The sequence below is a fragment of the Haloimpatiens massiliensis genome (assembly GCF_900184255.1).
Classification (GTDB): domain Bacteria; phylum Bacillota; class Clostridia; order Clostridiales; family Clostridiaceae; genus Haloimpatiens; species Haloimpatiens massiliensis.
In genome coordinates this window covers 990,458-1,009,416 of sequence record NZ_LT854640.1, presented here as the reverse complement: position 1 = coordinate 1,009,416, position 18,959 = coordinate 990,458, and the positions used below count along the sequence as shown (strand labels likewise).

The 18,959-nt window shown below is 29.5% G+C and carries 17 protein-coding genes; 14 read left to right on the top strand and 3 right to left on the bottom strand.

Annotated elements, in window-relative coordinates; genetic code table 11:
• Positions 1–11 precede the first annotated feature (11 nt).
• From flhA to C1715_RS13025, 9 genes are all read left to right on the top strand, one after another.
• Positions 12–2,081 (top strand): flagellar biosynthesis protein FlhA, encoded by a 2,070-nt coding sequence (gene flhA, locus C1715_RS13060; RefSeq protein WP_242971953.1) that lies wholly within the window; start codon positions 12–14, stop codon positions 2,079–2,081.
• On the top strand, positions 2,081–3,265 hold the full coding sequence (gene flhF, locus C1715_RS13055; RefSeq protein WP_102400915.1) for a flagellar biosynthesis GTPase FlhF: 1,185 nt from the start codon (positions 2,081–2,083) through the stop codon (positions 3,263–3,265). Before flhA ends, flhF begins: the two co-directional genes overlap by 1 nt.
• Complete coding sequence (locus tag C1715_RS13050; protein ID WP_102400914.1) at positions 3,259–4,137, top strand: MinD/ParA family protein; 879 nt, start codon at positions 3,259–3,261, stop codon at positions 4,135–4,137. The genes flhF and C1715_RS13050 overlap by 7 nt, the downstream gene beginning before the upstream one ends.
• 17 nt (positions 4,138–4,154) lie before the next feature.
• Entirely contained in the window at positions 4,155–4,820 is a 666-nt protein-coding gene (locus C1715_RS13045) for a flagellar brake protein (RefSeq protein WP_102400913.1), read from the top strand.
• Positions 4,821–4,834: 14 nt separating this feature from the next.
• A complete protein-coding gene (locus C1715_RS13040) occupies positions 4,835–5,557 on the top strand; it encodes a FliA/WhiG family RNA polymerase sigma factor (RefSeq protein WP_102400912.1) in 723 nt (240 codons plus the stop codon).
• A gap of 52 nt (positions 5,558–5,609) precedes the next feature.
• Positions 5,610–6,131: a hypothetical protein gene (locus C1715_RS13035; RefSeq protein WP_102400911.1), complete on the top strand. Its 522-nt coding sequence runs from the start codon at positions 5,610–5,612 to the stop codon at positions 6,129–6,131.
• A gap of 56 nt (positions 6,132–6,187) precedes the next feature.
• On the top strand, positions 6,188–6,331 hold the full coding sequence (locus tag C1715_RS19490) for a hypothetical protein (protein WP_180964084.1): 144 nt from the start codon (positions 6,188–6,190) through the stop codon (positions 6,329–6,331).
• A gap of 1 nt (position 6,332) precedes the next feature.
• Complete coding sequence (locus C1715_RS13030) at positions 6,333–7,100, top strand: flagellar hook-basal body complex protein (RefSeq protein ID WP_102400910.1); 768 nt, start codon at positions 6,333–6,335, stop codon at positions 7,098–7,100.
• Between the two features lie 155 nt (positions 7,101–7,255).
• The gene (locus C1715_RS13025; RefSeq protein ID WP_102400909.1) at positions 7,256–8,041 is read left to right on the top strand and encodes a flagellar hook-basal body complex protein; all 786 of its coding nucleotides are present in this window, start codon (positions 7,256–7,258) and stop codon (positions 8,039–8,041) included.
• 166 nt (positions 8,042–8,207) lie between these two features.
• On the opposite strand, the gene C1715_RS13020 is transcribed toward C1715_RS13025, so the two are convergent.
• Positions 8,208–9,851, bottom strand: coding sequence for a putative manganese-dependent inorganic diphosphatase (locus tag C1715_RS13020; RefSeq protein WP_102400908.1), 1,644 nt, complete (start codon positions 9,849–9,851; stop codon positions 8,208–8,210).
• 174 nt (positions 9,852–10,025) lie between these two features.
• Between C1715_RS13020 and C1715_RS13015 the strand changes: the two genes are divergently transcribed.
• The gene (locus C1715_RS13015; RefSeq protein WP_102400907.1) at positions 10,026–12,584 is read left to right on the top strand and encodes a calcium-translocating P-type ATPase, SERCA-type; all 2,559 of its coding nucleotides are present in this window, start codon (positions 10,026–10,028) and stop codon (positions 12,582–12,584) included.
• A 16-nt stretch (positions 12,585–12,600) separates the two neighbouring features.
• On the opposite strand, the gene C1715_RS13010 is transcribed toward C1715_RS13015, so the two are convergent.
• On the bottom strand, positions 12,601–13,023 hold the full coding sequence (locus C1715_RS13010) for a hypothetical protein (RefSeq protein ID WP_102400906.1): 423 nt from the start codon (positions 13,021–13,023) through the stop codon (positions 12,601–12,603).
• Between the two features lie 203 nt (positions 13,024–13,226).
• Between C1715_RS13010 and C1715_RS13005 the strand changes: the two genes are divergently transcribed.
• Positions 13,227–15,518 carry an AAA family ATPase gene (locus C1715_RS13005; protein WP_102400905.1) on the top strand — a complete coding sequence of 764 codons (2,292 nt, stop codon included), beginning with the start codon at positions 13,227–13,229 and terminating at the stop codon, positions 15,516–15,518.
• 93 nt (positions 15,519–15,611) lie between these two features.
• Here the strand turns inward: C1715_RS13005 and ychF are convergent, their stop codons facing one another.
• A complete protein-coding gene (gene ychF / locus C1715_RS13000) occupies positions 15,612–16,709 on the bottom strand; it encodes a redox-regulated ATPase YchF (protein WP_102401944.1) in 1,098 nt (365 codons plus the stop codon).
• A 337-nt stretch (positions 16,710–17,046) separates the two neighbouring features.
• Between ychF and mraZ the strand changes: the two genes are divergently transcribed.
• From mraZ to C1715_RS12985, 3 genes are read left to right on the top strand one after another with little or no spacing between them, the layout of a single operon-like run.
• Complete coding sequence (mraZ, locus tag C1715_RS12995; RefSeq protein ID WP_102400904.1) at positions 17,047–17,475, top strand: division/cell wall cluster transcriptional repressor MraZ; 429 nt, start codon at positions 17,047–17,049, stop codon at positions 17,473–17,475.
• A 23-nt stretch (positions 17,476–17,498) separates the two neighbouring features.
• A complete protein-coding gene (rsmH, locus tag C1715_RS12990) occupies positions 17,499–18,431 on the top strand; it encodes a 16S rRNA (cytosine(1402)-N(4))-methyltransferase RsmH (RefSeq protein ID WP_102400903.1) in 933 nt (310 codons plus the stop codon).
• 27 nt (positions 18,432–18,458) lie between these two features.
• Positions 18,459–18,956: a cell division protein FtsL gene (locus C1715_RS12985; RefSeq protein WP_102400902.1), complete on the top strand. Its 498-nt coding sequence runs from the start codon at positions 18,459–18,461 to the stop codon at positions 18,954–18,956.
• Positions 18,957–18,959 lie beyond the last annotated feature (3 nt).

Sequence of the window (18,959 nt, the reverse complement as noted above, 5' to 3'; positions counted from 1 at the left end):
GGTGTAGCGGTTTGGAGCAGCGAAGATTATTAAATGGTAATTTAAAAAAGAATATAGATGTAATCGTAGCATTTGGAGTTATGGCTATAGTGCTTATGATGATAATACCTTTGCCCACTTGGGTTTTGGATATACTCATAGCTGTTAATATAACTATTGCTTCAGTAATAATACTTTTGACTATGTTTACCACAGAAGTGCTTCAATTTTCATCTTTTCCAACATTGCTTCTTGTGACAACTTTATTTAGGTTAGGACTTAATATATCCTCTACAAGGTTAATACTTAGCCAGCATGATGCAGGTAAGATAATAGAAGCTTTTGGAAGTTTTGTAACAGGAAATAACTATATAGTTGGAATAACTATATTTCTAATACTTATAATAATTCAATTTGTAGTAATTACTAATGGTGCAGGAAGAGTATCAGAAGTTTCAGCTAGATTTACATTAGATGCTATGCCAGGAAAGCAAATGAGCGTAGATGCAGATTTAAATGCTGGTCTTATCACAGAAGCACAGGCAAAGGAAAGAAGAAAAAAGCTTCAAATGGAAGCAGATTTTTATGGAGCTATGGATGGTGCTTCTAAATTTGTAAAAGGTGATGCTATAGCAGGTATAGTTATTACAATAATAAACATAATAGTTGGAATAATAATAGGAGTTTTGGTAGAAAACATGGCTGCAGGAGAAGCTGCCAAAACTTATGTTAGGTTAACTGTTGGTGATGGTCTTGTAAGCCAAATTCCTTCCATTTTAATATCTACTGCTTCTGGTATATTAGTAACCAGATCAGCTAGTGATACAAACTTTGGTTCGCTAGTTACATCACAGCTTACTAAATTTCCTAAGGTACTTGCAATAGCTTCTGCTGTAATGTTATTTTTAGCTTTTGTACCAGGAATGCCTTGGCTTCCTTTCTTGATTCTAGCTATATGTTTAGCTGCTGGTGCATATTTCCTTTATAAAGATGAAAAGGAAAAAATGGTTCAGCAAATAGAAACAGAGCAGCAAGAAATTATAGAAACTGAAAATAGAGAACCGGAAAATGTATCCACATTAATACAAGTGGAACCTATGGAGATAGAAATAGGATATGGACTTATTCCTTTAGCAGATGAAGCCACAGGAGGGGATTTGCTTCAAAGAATAGCTTCTGTGAGAAGACAATGTGCTATAGAAATGGGAATAGTGGTACAACCTATAAGAATAAGAGATAATCTTCAGATAAATACAGATGAGTACACTGTTAAAATAAGGGGTACAGTCATAGCAAAAGGTGAAGTAATGCCTAGTATGCTATTATGTATGGATCCTACCAGTGAAAGTATAGATTTGCCAGGTATAAGAACTGTTGAGCCTACTTTTGGACTCCCAGCAGTTTGGATAAATAAAGATCAAAAGGAAGATGCAGAAATAAATGGATTCACAGTGGTGGATCCTACCACTGTGATGGTTACACATTTAACGGAAACTATAAAAACTCATGCGTATGAGCTTTTAGGAAGACAAGAAACTAAGATGATAGTAGATTCACTAAAAGAAAAATATAATGCGGTAGTAGAGGAATTAATACCGGATCTAATGACATTAGGTGAAGTTCAGAAGATTCTTCAAAATTTACTTAGAGAAAAGGTTACTATAAGAGATATGGTAACTATATTAGAAACTTTAGCAGATTATTCAATTAATACTAAAGATATAGAAGTTTTAACAGAGTATGTGAGAATGGCTTTAGGTAGAAGTATATGCAATCCTTTATTGGATGAAAATAGATCAATAATTGTAGCTACATTGGACCCAAAAATAGAGGATTTGATAGGAAACAGCATACAAAAATCTGTGCAGGGTTCTTTCCCAGCAGTGGAACCTGAAATTACTCAAAAAATATTTAATTCTATGAAAAATATTTTAGACAATGTTTATTTTAACGATAATCAGCCAGTATTTCTAGTATCACCTAAAATTAGGCCAGCGTTTAGAAGACTTACAGAATTAGTTTTTCCAAACATAACTATTTTATCTTTAAATGAAATACCTAATGATGTGGAGATTAGAACAGAAGGGGTTGTGACTCTATAATGAAAGTAAAAAAGTTCATTGTAAAAGATATGAATGAGGCAGTTTCAAAAATACGATATGAATTAGGTGAAGGGGCAGTAATAATAAACCAAATTAAAGTGAGACAGCCCGGTATCAAGGGCTTTTTTTCTAAAAAGTTGATTCAGGTTACTGCAGCTGTAGATAGCGAAAAAGAAAAAAATAATTCGTTTTCTAATGATGATGTTTTGATAAATAGCTTGGAGGCCATAAAAAGAGCAGTTAATGATGCTAATGTAGAGGAAAAAAAAGATTACACAGAAAAAATGGAAATCCCAATAAAACAGTCTGGTGTATATGAAAAAAAAGAGAATGTAAAAGAACAGTTAGAAACTAATAAACTTTTAGATGAAATGGGTCAGATGAAAAGTTTATTAAATAGTTTAGTAAGTAATAGTAAAGATGAATATAAGAAAGATCCGCTATATGAAAAGCTAGAGGATTTAGATTTAGAACCAGCACTTATAGAGGATATAATGGAAGAAGTTAATATAATGGAAGAAGATCTTTCCTTAGAAGAAAAACTTAAAAAAGTTTTAGAGAAGAAGATTAAAGTTTCTCAGGTGGATATGAATGGGCCAATAGTTTTTGTGGGACCTACAGGAGTAGGAAAAACTACTACTATAGCTAAGTTAGCAGGAAGACTTTCTTTAGTTGAAAATAAAAAAGTAGGTTTAATAACTGTAGATACTTATAGAATAGGTGCAGTAGAACAGCTTAAGACTTATGCTGAAATTATGGATATACCTTTCAAAGTAGTTTTTGATATAAATGACATGGAGGAAACAGTGAATTCCATGAAAGACTGTGATGTTATACTTATAGACACTACAGGAAGAAGTAGTAAAAATTCTATGCAAATTTCTCAGCTTAGAGCGTTTGTTGATAAGGTAAATACGGAAAGTATAAATCTAGTTATAAGCGCTACTACTAAAAATAAAGATATTTCTACTATAGTAGAAGGATACAAAAAGCTGAATTTTAATCATATTATAATAACTAAATTAGATGAAACAATTTCCTATGGCTCTATTTTAAGTATACTTTATCATGGAAATAAAGATATAAATTTTGTAACTACCGGTCAAAATGTACCAGATGACATAAAAAAATTAGATTCGCCTTCCATATGTAGACTAGTATTAGGAGAGGATAGTGTATGTTAGACCAAGCTGAGAGACTGCGACAAATGACATTAATGAAAAATAAAGAAAATGATAGGGAAAATAGTACTATGGAGAAAACTAGAATAATAACTATAACTTCTGGAAAAGGCGGAGTGGGTAAAAGTAATATAGTGGTGAACTTATCCATAGCTCTTCAAAAGATGGGAAAAAAAGTGCTTATTTTAGATGCAGATATAGGAATGGGAAATGACGATATATTAATGGGTTTTTTACCTAAGTATACTGTGTTTGATACCATATTTGATGATGTAGAAATAGAAGATATTTTAATAGAAGGACCTTATGGAGTAAAACTTCTTCCAGGAGGAACTGGCATATCTAAGATAGAGGAGCTTACAAATTATCAAAGAGAAGAATTGTTAAACAAAATAAGCTCATTAAATGGATTTGATTACATACTTATGGATACAGGAGCAGGTATTAATAGGACTGTTTTAGGATTTGTGGCGGTGTGTGATGAGCTTATAGTGATAACTACTCCGGAACCTACAGCCTTAACTGATGCTTATAGTTTAATGAAAGCTATAGCTAAGTTTCAGTTGAAACCTAAAGGAAATATTATAGTAAATAGAGTTATAAAGGAAAGAGAAGGAGAAATAACCTTTGGAAAGTTTGACAACGCTGTAAAAAAGTTTTTGAATATAGATGTAGAGTATCTTGGAAAGGTTTCAGAGGACAGGGCTTTAATTCAATCTGTGAGAGAGCAAAAACCGTTTATAGTTAATTATCCCGATAGTGAAGTCAGTAGAGATATAAAAAATATAGCATGTAAATTAACTGGAGAAGTAAATAAACCAAATTCTATAGGTATTCAAGGACTGTTTAAGAAGATTTTTAATATTTTTTCTTAAAGTTGGGAGGTAGGCGAATGAAGAAACTAGAGATTAAGCTAAATAATAAAATTAAAATAATAGGTGAGGATGGCGATTACTCTAGTAATGTGCAAGATGTAAGTGATGATTGTATTTCTATAAGTATTCCTGTAAGACAAGGTTCATATTTATTTTTAAGAGAAGAGGATTTTATAGAGGCAGTGTACTACAATGAAAAGGAACTGTACTATTTTAAAAGTAAAGTTTTAAGACGAGAAACTGGAAAGGTACCTATTATAGTTATAGAAAAACCAGCATATTATGAAAAAATTCAAAGAAGAAATTATGTAAGAATAGAACATGTATTAGATGCCTATTATACTTTAGTGGAAAAAGAACCTAAAAATAATGATTTAGAAATATTTTTTATAAATAATAAAGATAAATTACAAAAAGCAATTATAGCTGATTTAAGTGGCGGAGGTTGTAAATTAAAAGTAAATGAGAAATTAGAGTATGGCAATAAGGTATTTTTGAGATTGCCTATATATGGGGAAGAAATGAATTTAATTTGTAAAGTGGTTAGAGAAGATGAAAAGGAAAATAATTTATATGTATATGGGGTTTCTTTTTCTTATGTTCAAGAATCTTCCAGAGAAAAGTTAATAAAATATGTTTTCGAAATAATGAGACAGCAGAGGAAAAGAGCATTGAAAAGATAAAGGAGGACAATGAAATGGCTATAGCCACTAATAATAGAGAAGAAATAATAAAAAAATATATTCCTCTAGTGAAATACATAGCTTCGAGGGTTATAATTGGAAAAACTAAGTATATAGAATATGAAGACTTAGTGAGTTATGGTCTGTTAGGTCTTATGGATGCTATGAAAAAATTTGATGAAACCAAAGGAATGAAATTTTCTACTTATGCATCTATTAGGATAAGAGGGTCAATGATTGATGAAATAAGAAGAAACAGTCCTATATCTAAAGGTGCTATGGACAAGCTAAATAGATATAATTCGGCAGTGGAAAAATTACAAAATAATTATTGTAGGGAACCTAGTAAAGAGGAAATAAGCAAAGAACTTAATCTATCTTTAAAAGAACTAGGTGAAATAGAAAATTATATAAATTACATATCATTGGTATCTTTAGAGGAACTTATATTTTCAAAGGAGGATGAAATTCCTCTAAAAAATGCTATAGAAGATGAAAATAGCCCCAATCCAATAGATAGTTTTGAAAAAAAGGAACAAATACAGTATTTAACTAAAGCCATAACAATGCTAGGAGAGAAAGATAAGACTATTATATCACTTTATTATTATGAAAGACTTACATTAAAACAAATCGGAGAGATTTTGGGAGTTTCTGAATCTAGAGTGTGCCAATTACATAGTAGAGCAATTTTAAACATAAGAAATATGTTAAAAAAACTTAAGTACTGTATTTGAATATATATTTTTAATTTAAAGAAAATAGAACTATAATATTTGGAGTGATCTTATGTGGTTGTTTTTAATTTTAATAGGAGTAATGTTAATAGTTTTAAATTTAGGTGCCATGAAGAAAGAAAAAAATAGTTTTGATAATATACTTTTAAAGAAAGAAAATAATACTAAAGAATATGAAGTAGAATTATTTAGATTGAGAAGTGAATTTAAAGAAGAAATAGATAAATTAGAAAAAGATATTGAAGAATTAAGAAAAAAACTCGAATATAATAATAGTGTTAGTATAGAAAATATTGGCCCTCACATGAAATATTATAAAGAAAAAGCAAAGAATTCTAAGTCAAAACTTAAAGCAAAAATAGATAATGTAAGTGAAGTTGTAATTGAGGGCAATAAAGCAGAGAATAATTTTGAAAAAAAAGAGGAAAAAGAAACAAACAATAGAAATAAAAGCATAAGAGTTTTAGAAATGGAGGAACTTCTAAGGAAGGGATTTACCATAGATCAGGTGGCACAGAAATTAAATATAAGTAAGGGGGAAGCACTATTAATAAAAGATTTATATATAAAATAAAGAGTATTTTAAATTTTTTATGTGATAGAAAACTGCTTATTGGAATTGGTATAGGAATGATCATATCTACTCTTTTAATGGTTGGAGGAAGAAAAAATACAAGTTATGAGAAATCAATTATAGAACAAAAAGCGAGAAGTATGGGAATGGAATATCCAGAAGAGATGAGAGTTATAAATAATAAGAAAGGAAGTAAGTAACATGATTAGAGGATTATACACTGCAGTATCGGGACTTATAACTGAAGAAGCTAAACAACAATCAATTACAAATAATTTAGCTAATGCAAATACTAATGGATATAAAAAAGAAGATCTTAGGTTTAAAGATTTTAAGGAAGCAGCAATGATAAATTATGACAAAGTCATAAATGGTAGGAATGTTAAACAAAAATTGGGTAATTTATCTCTAGGAAGTAAAATAGACGATGTAATAGTAAAATTTACCCAAGGAACTATTGTAGAAACTAACAATAAAACAGATTTTGCTATAGATGGACAAGGATTTTTTGCAGTACAAGATGAAAAGGGAAAGGTGTTGTACACTAGAGATGGTAGCTTTAGAGTAGATATACAAGGAAATTTAGTTAATTCTAATGGATATAAGGTTTTGGGCTTCAATGAAAATAATAATTTAGAACCTATTAAAGTTGGAAATGATAAAATTGCATGTGATTCACTAGGAAATATAAAGTTAAATGAAAGGAATGCTTATAGATTTGCCTTTGCAGGATTTAATGAGGGTGAAATAAAGAAGATAGGAGATAATCTTTATTCATCAGATAAAAATCCTACATTTATAAATACTCATGTAAAACAGGAATGCGTTGAGAAATCAAATGTTAATATTATAAATGAAATGATAGATATGATGACGGTTATGAGAAACTTTGAGTCAAATCAAAAAGTAGTACAAACTATGGACGATACTTTAGGAAAACTTATAAGTGGAGTTGGAGAAGTTAGATAATTTAGAGTTTATAGTTGAGAATTAGAATTAAGAATAGATACCAAGCCATTACTGTTTTATCAAGTCCTAGTACGTAGTGTAAATTAAAAATTAATAAAAATTGTGAATTGCGTATTAGTGGTTGGAGACTAGTTTAGTTTATGGAGGGGATTTTTATGCTTAGAATGTTTTGGAATTCTAGAACAGCTATGAATTCTATGCAAAATAAATTAGAAATAATATCTAATAATATGACAAATGTAAATACTGTAGGTTATAAAAAGGTAGATGTAGGTTTTCAGGACTTATTGCAAGAGTCTTTAGATAGAAAAGGATATCCAGTGTCAACAGGTAGTAGAAATTTACAGGTAGGTACAGGGGTAAGAAATACAGGTATAATTAGGAGTAAAAGGCAAGGCGTATTAAATCAAACGGGTAATAAAACAGATTTTGCTATAGATGGACAAGGGTTCTTCAAAGTATATTTGCAAGATAATTCTGTTGCTTACACTAGAAATGGTAGTTTTCAAGTAAATACTGAGGGAAAACTAGTGGATGGAAGTGGAAACTTAGTTAGTATAACAGATGAAAATGGAAGAGAAATAAATGGAAATATAAGATTTACAAGAGATAATTTTGCTGTAAATGAAAAGGGTGAAGTGTATGTAAATCTTGAAGACGGAAAAAGCACAAAGATAGGTAATATAGGTGTTTATTATGCTGTTGGAGATGATGCATTTAAATCTGTAGGAGAAAATTTATATGTACCTTCTGACGGAAATGTAGAAATTTTAAAAAGTAACGACTGTGATTTACTTCAGGGGTATTTAGAATTTTCTAATGTTAGAATGGAAGAAGAAATGAGTGATCTTATTATGACTCAAAGGGCATTTCAATTGAATTCTAGTGCACTAAGAACTGCAGATGAAATGTGGGGAATGGCGAATAATCTTAAAAGATAGATATGGTTTATAGTTTAGAAAGCTGTTTAAAAGCAAATAGTTTTGCTAATATAATGAGAATTATTATATAAGACCTAGCACCATGTTATTAGTGCTAGGTTCTATATTTTTGGTATGGAATTATTATACTAGAATAAGCTTTTGTAATTGAATGCTACAACATCAACTATTTAAGTGAATTTATAGCTGATGTTAAAGGGGGTATAATTTGTTTTTTTCTAGATAGCACATCTGGAAGATATATAGATGGACCGTCTAATTTTACATTAAAGGCCCGTTCAACTATATCACTGTCTTCGCCTACTACTAGAAGTTCTGAGCCACCATTTAAAATATCAGTAACCATTAATATAACTAAATTAAAGTTTTTATCTTTGCATACATTATTCATTAGTGCTAGTATATCATCTTTTACAGGTAAAAAACTTTCCATATACATGGTACCTACTTGAGAAACGCCTATTTTGTAATCTTTTATAGAAAATACTTTAAAATCTTGACTAAATATTTCTTTAGGAGTTTTTCCTTCTAGTGAAGTTCCTGCCTTAAACATTTCTTTTGCAAAATCCTCTATATCTATATTAGCTATATCTGATAAACGGTTTAACATGAGTTTATCTATGGAGGTGGAAGTAGGGGATTTCAATAGTAGTGTGTCAGATATTATAGCAGCACATAAAATACCAGCTACCTTTTTAGAAGGTCTTATGCCATTTTCAAAAAACATTGAAGCTACAATAGTAGAAGTGCTTCCTACAGGTTCATTTCTAAAATATATAGGAAGACCTGTTTGTATGTCTGCAATTCTATGATGATCTATTATTTCTAAAACTTCAGCATCTTCAAGTCCGTGAACAGATTGAGATTTTTCATTATGATCCATTATGATTACTTTTTTTCTGTTTTTAGATATTAAATGATACCTTGATATGGTACCTATAACTTTATTATTTTTATTTGTTACAGGATAACTTCTATATCTAGTTTCTAACATTATTTCTCTTATTTCATCTACAAAGTCATCTGTACTAAATCCTGTTATTTTTTCAGATGTCATAACATGCTTAACAGGTATACTTTGAATTATAAGTCTAGATGCTGTGAAAGTGTCAAATGGGGTTGATATTATAGATGTTTTTTTGTTTTTAGCCATTTGTATAATATTTTCTTTAACTGAATGATTACCAGTTATAATTAGTATGGAAGCACCGTTTTCGATGGCACTTAGCTGAGAGTCTTCTCTATTGCCACAAATAACTATATCACCAGTTTCTACTAGATTTTTTATTTCAGTTGCATCTAGAGCTGCAACTATTATTTTGCCCTTTAATTTTGGGTTTTCATTATGCATATAAACTTGTTTTGCACAAAGGGTGTCTAATATATTTTGTATTTTAGTTCCACTTTTAGATAATATGTAATTATCCCATACGTCCATATAGTTAGAAGTTAAGTTAGAAAGAGAAACTATACCTAATAGCGAATCGTTCTCATCTACTACAGGAAGCGTTTTTACTCCATATTTTTTCATCATATTCCAAGCCATTTTTAGAGAAGTGTCAGGAGAGATAGGAACTGTATTGTCTATATCTAAGTCAGACACTTGAGTTTTGACAGTTTCAATAAGTTCAGGAATTTCCATATTAAAATAGTTCATTATAAATTTAGTTTCTCTATTTAATTCACCTAGCCTTACAGGAATTGCTTTAAGTGAACTGGTTTTATTCTTAAATTCTGCATAAGCTATAGCAGAACAAATAGAATCGCTATCTGGATTTTTATGACCAGTTATGTAAACTGCATCTTTCATGGGTATAACCTCCATATCTTTAGTTTGTATAATGATATATTATACTCACCTATTTAGAGCATTGTCAACTTAGAATAAAAATGTTCTATATAAAGAGTTGTCCACATATAATTACTATAGAAAAAGCTGATTAAATATTTAATAAAGTTCAGGGCGGCTAAGGAGGTATGAGGTATGGTAAATGAAACGAGAGTGCTGGAAGGACTTACAGAAGAAGAAGCAAGTAGAAGGGTGAAAAAATACGGTTTAAATAGATTAAGTAATGGTAAAAAAGTTTCAGCAATAAAAATATTTTTAGAGCAGTTTAATGATTTTATAATATGGGTTCTTATAGGTGCAACGATTATTTCAGGATTTATGAATGAAAAAGCAGATGCTATAACTATATTAATAATTGTAGTTATGAATGCAATATTAGGTTTCATACAAGAGTATAAGACTGAAAAGTCTTTAGAAGCATTAAAAAAATTAGCAGCGCCTACAGCTAAGGTTAAAAGAAATGGAAAGCTTAAGGTTATAAATGCAGAAGAGTTAGTGCCAGGGGATATTATTATTTTAGAAAGTGGAGATAGAATTCCGGCAGACTGTGAACTTATAAATAGTAATAATGTAATGATAGATGAATCACTTTTAACGGGAGAATCTGTTGGAGTTGAAAAAAGTGACAGTGGTAAAAATAAAAATTTATATATGGGTACTATAGTTTTAACAGGAAAAGCATTAGCTAAAGTAATATGTACAGGTATGGTTACAGAAATGGGTAAAATAGCTAATATGCTAGATGATATAGAAGGAGAAAAATCGCCTTTAAAGGAAAAACTCGCTCATTTAGGAAAAATATTAGTTGTTATATGCATTGTAGTATGTGCAGTGGTTACTATAATGGGAATCTTAAGAGGGCAAGATGCTTATGGAATGTTTTTATTAGGCGTTAGTCTTGCGGTGGCAGCTATACCAGAGGGGTTGCCAGCTATAGTTACAGTGTCACTGGCTTTAGGAGTTTCTAAAATGCTAAAGAGAAAAGCATTAATAAGAAAACTACCTGCAGTAGAGACATTAGGATGTACTTCTGTCATATGTAGTGATAAAACTGGGACTTTAACAGAAAATAAAATGACTGTAAAAGCTGTATTTTTTAATGGAAAAATATATAATTTAGATGAAGAGGATATACCTAAAAACAGTCAGCTTAAAAAGGCTTTTACATATTGTAATGACTGTAATTTTAATTTTAGAAATGAACGGTTAAAAGATGGCGTTTTGGGTAGCCCCACAGAATATGCGCTTATAGAAGCTTATTTTAGAGATTTGAAAGAAGTTAAGGAGTTCTTAACGCAGGTAGATAAAGTACAGGAAATACCATTTGATTCTGATAGAAAAATGATGTCAGTACTGGTTAAGGAGGGGGTCAAATACAATTCCTATGTAAAAGGAGCCCCTGAAAAAATAATAGATAGATGTAAATATATATGGATAAATGGGGAAGTAAGAGTATTTACTGATTTATATAAAAAAGAGGTTTTAGAGGCACTAGATCGTATGTCTTATAAAGCTTTAAGATGTGTAGCTGGAGCTTATAAAGAGAAAGCTTCTAGTAAAAATGATATGGAAAAAGACTTAACATTCATTGGAATAGCAGGCATGATAGATCCACCTAGAAGAGAAATAAAGGATGCAGTCTTAAAATGTAGAATTGCAGGAATTAAACCTGTTATGATTACTGGAGATCATAAGAATACAGCTTATGCTATAGGGAAACAAGTGGATATATGTAAAAGTATGGATCAGGTTATAACAGGTAGAGAATTGGATAATTTAAAAGATAATGAATTAGAGAAAAGTATAGAAAAATACACTGTATTTGCTAGAGTAACTCCAAAGCACAAGCTTAGGATAGTAAGAGCTTTTAAGAAAAGAGCACATATTGTTGCTATGACTGGAGATGGAGTAAATGATGCTCCAGCAGTAAAAGAAGCGGATATTGGAATATCTATGGGCATTTCAGGTACAGATGTAACCAAAGAGGCATCAGCTATGATACTTTTAGATGATAATTTTGCCACTATAGTTGCTGCTGTAGAAGAAGGTAGAGTTATTTATAATAATATAAGAAAGTTTATAAGATATCTTTTATCCTGCAATTTAGGAGAGGTTTTAACTATGTTTTTATCATCATTATTTTATTTAGAAAATCCTCTCTTACCTATTCAAATTCTCTTTGTAAATTTAGCTACAGATGGGCTTCCGGCTATAGCTTTAGGAGTAGATCCAAAAGATGAAGATATAATGATGGAAAAACCAAGAAGAAAGGGTGAAAATATTTTCTCTAGGGGATTAAGTGAAAAAATAATAATAAGAGGAGCTTTAATTGGTATATGTACAGTCTTTTCTTTTGTAGCAGGTAAATATTATGGTATGGGGATAGATGCTTCAAGAACTTTGGCATTAAGTACTCTTATAATGTCACAACTTATACATGTATTTGAATGCAGATCTGAAAAACATTCTATTTTTGAAATAAATTTGTTTACAAATTTATATTTATTGGGAGCTGTTGTAATTTCTATAGTTATGTTATTATTTGTGATTTATGTACCTTTTTTACAAAATATATTTCACACTAAAGCTTTAAATTTAGGTCAATGGCTTATTGTGATTTTTTTCTCGGGAATAATATCTTTCATAAACAGCCTATATATTTTTATAGGTAATACTAAAAAAAATGGGCGTTAAGCCCATTTTTTTATTTTTATCTCATTCTATTTGTTTTCCTTACTTTTTGAACCTTAGGCATTCCGCCTTCAATAGGCATAAGGCTTTGTCTAGTTGAAAGATTAAGAATATTTATTACTTGTAGGCTATCGTTAGTGTTTTTATTCTTTTTACTTTTTTTACCCTTAAGTCCTTGAACGATTACAGAATTACCTTGAGATAGTTTCATAAACTCAGGTTTTTTAAACCAACGTTTTTTATTATAAGTACATTTAGCAACAGCTCTATTGCCATCAAGTTTTACTACTAAAGAAACAGTTAACTTGTGGAAAATCCATAGTATGCTTTTTTCATATATTTTTACAGAAAGTACATTACCTTGAACTTGCGTAATTCTATCTCCATACTTTTTTAAATAGGCTTCACTATAATATTTAGCAAATTTTTCTTTAAAACTCATAATATATTACTCCTTTTCAAATGATTTAGTAAAATACTAGCAAATAAGTGCTACAACTTCATTATAAATTATAATATTAAAAAGTACATTTGTATAGGGTTATGATAAAAAAGTATTTATAAGACTTTTTTTGCCTTTTTGTTCCTAAAATAAACTTTGAAGAATACTATTATACTAAAGAAGTTCATTAAGGGGGAAGAAGCATGTATAGAAAGTTAACTCCTAAAGAAGTTGTTTATAATCTAAATTTGGATTTGTTAAATATAAGAGAAATAGAAAAGAATCTGGATTATAAAGATGTACTTAAGGTTATAAAAACAGCTCTTAGTATAAACAAGGAAGGATATAACTTATATATAATAGATGATTTTTCAAAGGAAAGAGTCAAAAATATAATTAGTTATATTGAAGAAATTTATGAAAATAAAAAGGCACCAAGGGATATATGTTATCTTTCAGATGGTATAGATAAGTGTCCTAAATCTATATTTTTAAGTTCAGGTATGGGAAGTTTACTTAAAGAAACTGTAGAAGAAATTAAAAATTTCTATTTTAATATAACTTTTGATTTTTATAACAATTCGTCTAGTAAAGAAAAAGAAGAAATTATGGATTTAATAGATGAGAAAAGAAATCATGCAGTGGAAAGGCTTATTTTAATATCTAAAGAAAAGGGATTTCATATGAAGGCCGTCCATAATGGTTTTACTTTTATACCTTTAGATGATGGAAAAGAAATGACAGAAAATGAGTATGATGAATTAAATGAGGAAAGGAAAAAAGAAATATTAGAAAATATAGCAGAGTTAAAAGAAAAATCTAGAGAAGTACTAGATGAACTAAAAAAATTAGAAGAAAATAGTATAGATAAAATTAAAGTAATACTCAATTTATATTATGGTGAAAAAAGTTATGAAATTAAAAGGAAGTATAGAAGAACATTTAAAGAACAAGAAGAAACTTTGAAATTTTTAGAAAAAATGTGCGATGATATTGAAGAAAATGTATTGGAGAATTATTCTGCAAATTATAGTGATGATGAATCTATTATAAATGGAACATTAGAGAAATTTGCTGTAAATGTATTAGTGGATAATACTTATAATGAAAAACCTAAATGTATATTTGAAGAAGATCCTAGTGTACAAAATTTAATAGGTGGTATTGAATTTGAAAATAAAAACGGAACTTATATTACAGATATAAATTTAATAAGAGCGGGAACGTTATTAAAAACAAATGAAGGCTGTATAATAATGAGGATAAAAAGTTTGCTTAGCAATGCAGCTTCTTATTATTATTTAAAAAAGGCACTTATTACGGGAAAGGTTGATTTTAATTATAATAGAGGATATTTAGAAATTTTATCTTTAAGTGGATTAAACCCTGAACCCATACCAATTAATAGCAAAGTTATATTAATAGGAGATTATGAAACCTATGATTTATTGTATAGTTATGATGAAGATTTTAAAAAACTGTTTAAGATTAAGGGAGAATATTATCCTATAGGAGATATAGATGATCAGTCCATAGGTATAGTAATAAAAAATATAAAAAATATATGCAAAGATGAAGAAATTCTTAATTTAAAAAATGATGCGGTAGAAGAAATTTTTAAGTGTCTTTCTAGGATAGTTGAAAATAATAAAAAAATATATTTAGATAAGGATGAAATTAAAAAAATAGTAATTTTATCAAATTATAGAGCAGAAGAAAAAGAAAAGGAATTTATAGATAGAGATGATGTGTTGGAAGCAGTTTATAAGGAAGAAATAATAGAAAAAAATATATTGAAGAGTTATAAGGAAAAAAAGCAACTTATATACTTAAATGAAAGCGAAATAGGTCAAATTAATGGGTTATCTGTTATAGATGGGGAATATTTTAAAATTGGAAAACCTGTAAGGATTACTTGTAGTTGCTACAAGGGAAATGGAAATATATTTGACGTACAAAAAGAAAGTGAGTTAAGCGGCAACATACACAGAAAATCTATAAATATATTAAAAGGGCTCATAAATAATTTATTAGGTGGATACGATTCTTTGCCTGTAGATTTTCATTTAAGCTTTGAACAGTTATATGGGTATTTAGAAGGTGATAGCGCTTCTGTAGCAGAAGGTGTTGGGATTATATCTTCCATATGTAGAATACCTATAAAACAAAGTATAGCAGTGACAGGTTCAATAGATCAGTTTGGAAAAGTTCAACCAGTAGGTGGAATTAATGAAAAAATCGAAGGATTTTTCAATGTATGTAAAGAAGTGGATTGTATAAAGGGAAAAGGTGTAATTATACCTAGTACTAATGTAGATAATTTAGTTTTGAAAGGAGAAATTGAAGAGGCTGTAAGTAGTGGGGATTTTTCTATATACAGTATAGAAAATATATTTGACGCAACAGACATACTTTTAGAAAGGGATAAAGAATTTATACTAAGTACTATTCAAAAGGAAATTAAAAAATATTCAAAAGGAAAAAAGAAAGAGTAAAAAATATGTTAAGTAGAAATAAAAATCTGCCGCTTAAGAGCGGCAGATTTTTACTATCTGAAATTTACAGAATTTTTTCACAGGCTAAATTTTTTACACATTAAATCTAAATACTACTACGTCTCCATCCTGCATTACATAATCTTTTCCTTCTAATCTGTAGTAACCTTTTTCTTTGGCTGCGGTTTCAGAACCACATTGGATTAATTTATCGTAAGACACTATCTCAGCTCTTATAAATCCTCTTTCCATATCAGAGTGTATTTTGCCTGCAGCCCCTGGAGCTTTAGTGCCTTTTACTATAGTCCAAGCTCTTACTTCTTTTTCTCCAGCAGTTAAGAAACTTATAAGACCTAGAAGTTTGTAGCTGGCATGAATTAATTTATTTAGTCCTGGTTCCTTAAGCCCATATTCTTCAAGCATTTCGATTTTTTCTTCATCCTCTAAAGTTGAAAGCTCTTCTTCAAGACGAGCACAAATAGTTACTACTTCAGAATTTTCCTTTTGAGCGTATTCTTTAACTTTTTTAACTAAAGGAGTTTCTAAATTTCCTTCCATTAAATCATCTTCGCATATATTAGCTACATATAACACTGGTTTTGAAGTTAAAAGAAATAATCCATCTACGAAGAGTTTTTCATCATCAGTTAACTCTAAAGTTCTCACAGGTTTATTATCCTCTAGATGAGATTTTAATCTTTCCATTAAAGCTAGTTCAGTTTTAGCTTTCTTATCACCAGAACGAGCTAATTTAACAGCTTTATCTAGTCTTCTTTCTAGAACTTCGATATCTGCGAATATTAACTCCAAATTTATAGTTTCTATATCTCTTATAGGGTCCACAGAACCATCTACGTGTACTATATTGTCATCTTCAAAACATCTAACAACATGTACTATGGAAGAAACTTCTCTTATGTGAGATAAAAATTTATTCCCAAGTCCTTCGCCTTTACTAGCACCTTTTACAAGACCAGCTATATCATAGAATTCAATGCTAGTATGAGTTTTCTTTTTGGCAGTATACATTTCTTCTAACACATCAAGTCTTTTATCTGGAACTGCTACTACTCCTACATTTGGTTCAATGGTACAAAATGGGTAGTTAGCAGATTCTGCTCCGGCTTTAGTAATAGCATTAAACAAGGTGCTTTTACCTATGTTTGGTAATCCTACAATTCCTAATTTCATATCTATGTACATTCCTTTCCTACATTAATATAAGAATAATTAAATCTTAATTATTCTTAATTTACAATTCTAAATTTTAAATTAATTACAGTTTTATCTTTACAAGTCAAGTAAAATTATACTCTAGAATTTATTTCATTTCAAGGAAAACAGAATTGAGGCTATTTGTGAGAAGAAAAAAAGTAACATTTATTGTAATGAGAATTTTAATAATTCTAAAAGAAATATTAAAAAATATTTATATTAGTTGAAGGAATTTAAGTTTTTATATAGAATAAAATATTTAGTGGTTTAAAGTGGAGTAAAGTGGTGTAAAGTAGTCCATGGAGGTATGGATATGTTCATAGGGGAGTATCAACATGCTATAGATAATAAAAATAGAATGATAGTGCCCTCTAAGTTAAGAGAAGGATTAGGGGATAAGTTTGTGCTCACCAAAGGATTAGATGGGTGTATTTATGCATATCCTATGGACGAATGGACTAAGTTAGAGGAAAAATTAAAAAATCTTCCTTTAACTAATAAAAATGCTAGAACCTTTGTGAGATTTTTCTTTTCTGGAGCTAATGAAGTTACACCTGATAAACAAGGAAGAGTTTTAATTCCCCAAAGTTTATGCGAATATGGGAAGATAAATAAGGAAATAGTAAGTATAGGTGTGGCTACTAGAATTGAAATTTGGAGCAAGGAAAATTGGGATGAATATAATAACTCTAATATAGATTTTGATTCTATAGCGGAACAAATGAGTGAACTTGGCATATAAATTTAATTTTAAGGAGAATAAATATGAATTTCAAACACATATCAGTATTATTGGATGAGGTAATAGACGGGCTAGACATTAAACCTGATGGAATATATGTGGATTGTACATTGGGAGGTGGTGGACACTCTATAGAAATACTAAAGAGGTTGTCTGAAAAAGGAAAGCTTATAGGTATTGATCAGGACACTAATGCCTTAAAGGCGGCAGGAGAGAAACTAAAGAATTTTAAAAATGTTATATATGTACATGATAATTTTTATAATATAGAAGAAATACTTAAAAGCTTAAACATAGAAAAAGTGGATGGCATTCTAATGGATCTTGGAGTTTCCTCCCATCAATTGGATGAAGGGGAAAGAGGTTTTAGCTATATGCAGGATGCTCCTTTGGATATGAGAATGAACAGAGAAAGCGATTTTTCAGCTTATAATGTGATAAATGAATATGAAGAAAAAGAATTATATAGAGTAATAAAAGAGTATGGTGAAGAAAAGTTCGCAAAAAGAATTGCTTTTAATATAGTAAAAAATAGAAATGAAAAGCCCATAGAAACTACTCTTCAATTGGTGGATATTATAAAAAGGTCTATTCCGGCAAAATTTAGGAGGGAAGGACATCATCCAGCCAAAAGAACTTTTCAAGCCATAAGAATAGAAGTTAATAGAGAGTTATACATACTGGATAAAGCAATAGAAGATGGGGTAAATAGGCTAAATAAAGGTGGTAGAATTACTATAATAACTTTCCACTCTTTGGAGGATAGAATTGTAAAAAATAAATTTAATCAATTACAGAATCCTTGTACTTGCCCTAAAGATTTTCCAATATGTGTTTGTGGTAAAACATCTAAGTTAAAAGTTATAAGTAGGAAACCTATAGTTGCGTCAGAAGAAGAGTTAGAAGATAATCCTAGAAGTAGAAGTGCAAAATTAAGAATTGGAAAAAAAGTATAGTTCTAAAATGTGATAGGGGTGAATAAAGTGATATTGATGAATAAAAACAATATAGATGGTAGCACGGCATTAGTACCTAAAAGAGAAGAGATAAATTACGAAGAAGAACGGAAAAAACAACAGAAAAAAGAACTGGAATTATTAAATAAAACAAAAGAAAAATCCCTTAAGAACAAATTTAAAATTATACTTGGTATTGGAATGGTATTTTCTATAGGTATGATTTTAGTGTTACGTTTTGCTTATATTTGCAATTTGAGACAACAAGTTATAGATACACAAAATCAAATAACAAATATAGGTAAAGAAAATGAAAATTTAAAAGTTGAGTTATTAAAATACGACAATATAAAATATATTGAAAAAATTGCTACGGAAAAACTAAATATGGAAAGACCGAATTTAGGTAATGCAGTCTACTGTGATTTAGGAACTAAATATTTTAAAGAAAATACTAAAGCTGATAGTATTAACAAAGGAAAAAAATTATCTTTTATAGAATTTATTAAGAGTAAGTTATTCTAATGG

Excerpts from the sequence above, each read along its gene's own strand:
- flhF (WP_102400915.1), top strand. The coding sequence starts at position 2,081 with ATGAAAGTAAAAAAGTTCATTGTAAAAGATATGAATGAGGCAGTTTCA.
- C1715_RS13020 (WP_102400908.1), bottom strand. The coding sequence starts at position 9,851 with ATGAAAGATGCAGTTTACATAACTGGTCATAAAAATCCAGATAGCGAT.
- C1715_RS13030 (WP_102400910.1), top strand. The coding sequence starts at position 6,333 with ATGATTAGAGGATTATACACTGCAGTATCGGGACTTATAACTGAAGAA.
- ychF (WP_102401944.1), bottom strand. The coding sequence starts at position 16,709 with ATGAAATTAGGAATTGTAGGATTACCAAACATAGGTAAAAGCACCTTG.
- C1715_RS13005 (WP_102400905.1), top strand. The coding sequence starts at position 13,227 with ATGTATAGAAAGTTAACTCCTAAAGAAGTTGTTTATAATCTAAATTTG.
- C1715_RS13040 (WP_102400912.1), top strand. The coding sequence starts at position 4,835 with ATGGCTATAGCCACTAATAATAGAGAAGAAATAATAAAAAAATATATT.
- mraZ (WP_102400904.1), top strand. The coding sequence starts at position 17,047 with ATGTTCATAGGGGAGTATCAACATGCTATAGATAATAAAAATAGAATG.
- C1715_RS13035 (WP_102400911.1), top strand. The coding sequence starts at position 5,610 with ATGTGGTTGTTTTTAATTTTAATAGGAGTAATGTTAATAGTTTTAAAT.
- C1715_RS19490 (WP_180964084.1), top strand. The coding sequence starts at position 6,188 with ATGATCATATCTACTCTTTTAATGGTTGGAGGAAGAAAAAATACAAGT.
- C1715_RS13045 (WP_102400913.1), top strand. The coding sequence starts at position 4,155 with ATGAAGAAACTAGAGATTAAGCTAAATAATAAAATTAAAATAATAGGT.
- C1715_RS13025 (WP_102400909.1), top strand. The coding sequence starts at position 7,256 with ATGCTTAGAATGTTTTGGAATTCTAGAACAGCTATGAATTCTATGCAA.
- C1715_RS13010 (WP_102400906.1), bottom strand. The coding sequence starts at position 13,023 with ATGAGTTTTAAAGAAAAATTTGCTAAATATTATAGTGAAGCCTATTTA.
- rsmH (WP_102400903.1), top strand. The coding sequence starts at position 17,499 with ATGAATTTCAAACACATATCAGTATTATTGGATGAGGTAATAGACGGG.
- C1715_RS13050 (WP_102400914.1), top strand. The coding sequence starts at position 3,259 with ATGTTAGACCAAGCTGAGAGACTGCGACAAATGACATTAATGAAAAAT.
- C1715_RS13015 (WP_102400907.1), top strand. The coding sequence starts at position 10,026 with ATGGTAAATGAAACGAGAGTGCTGGAAGGACTTACAGAAGAAGAAGCA.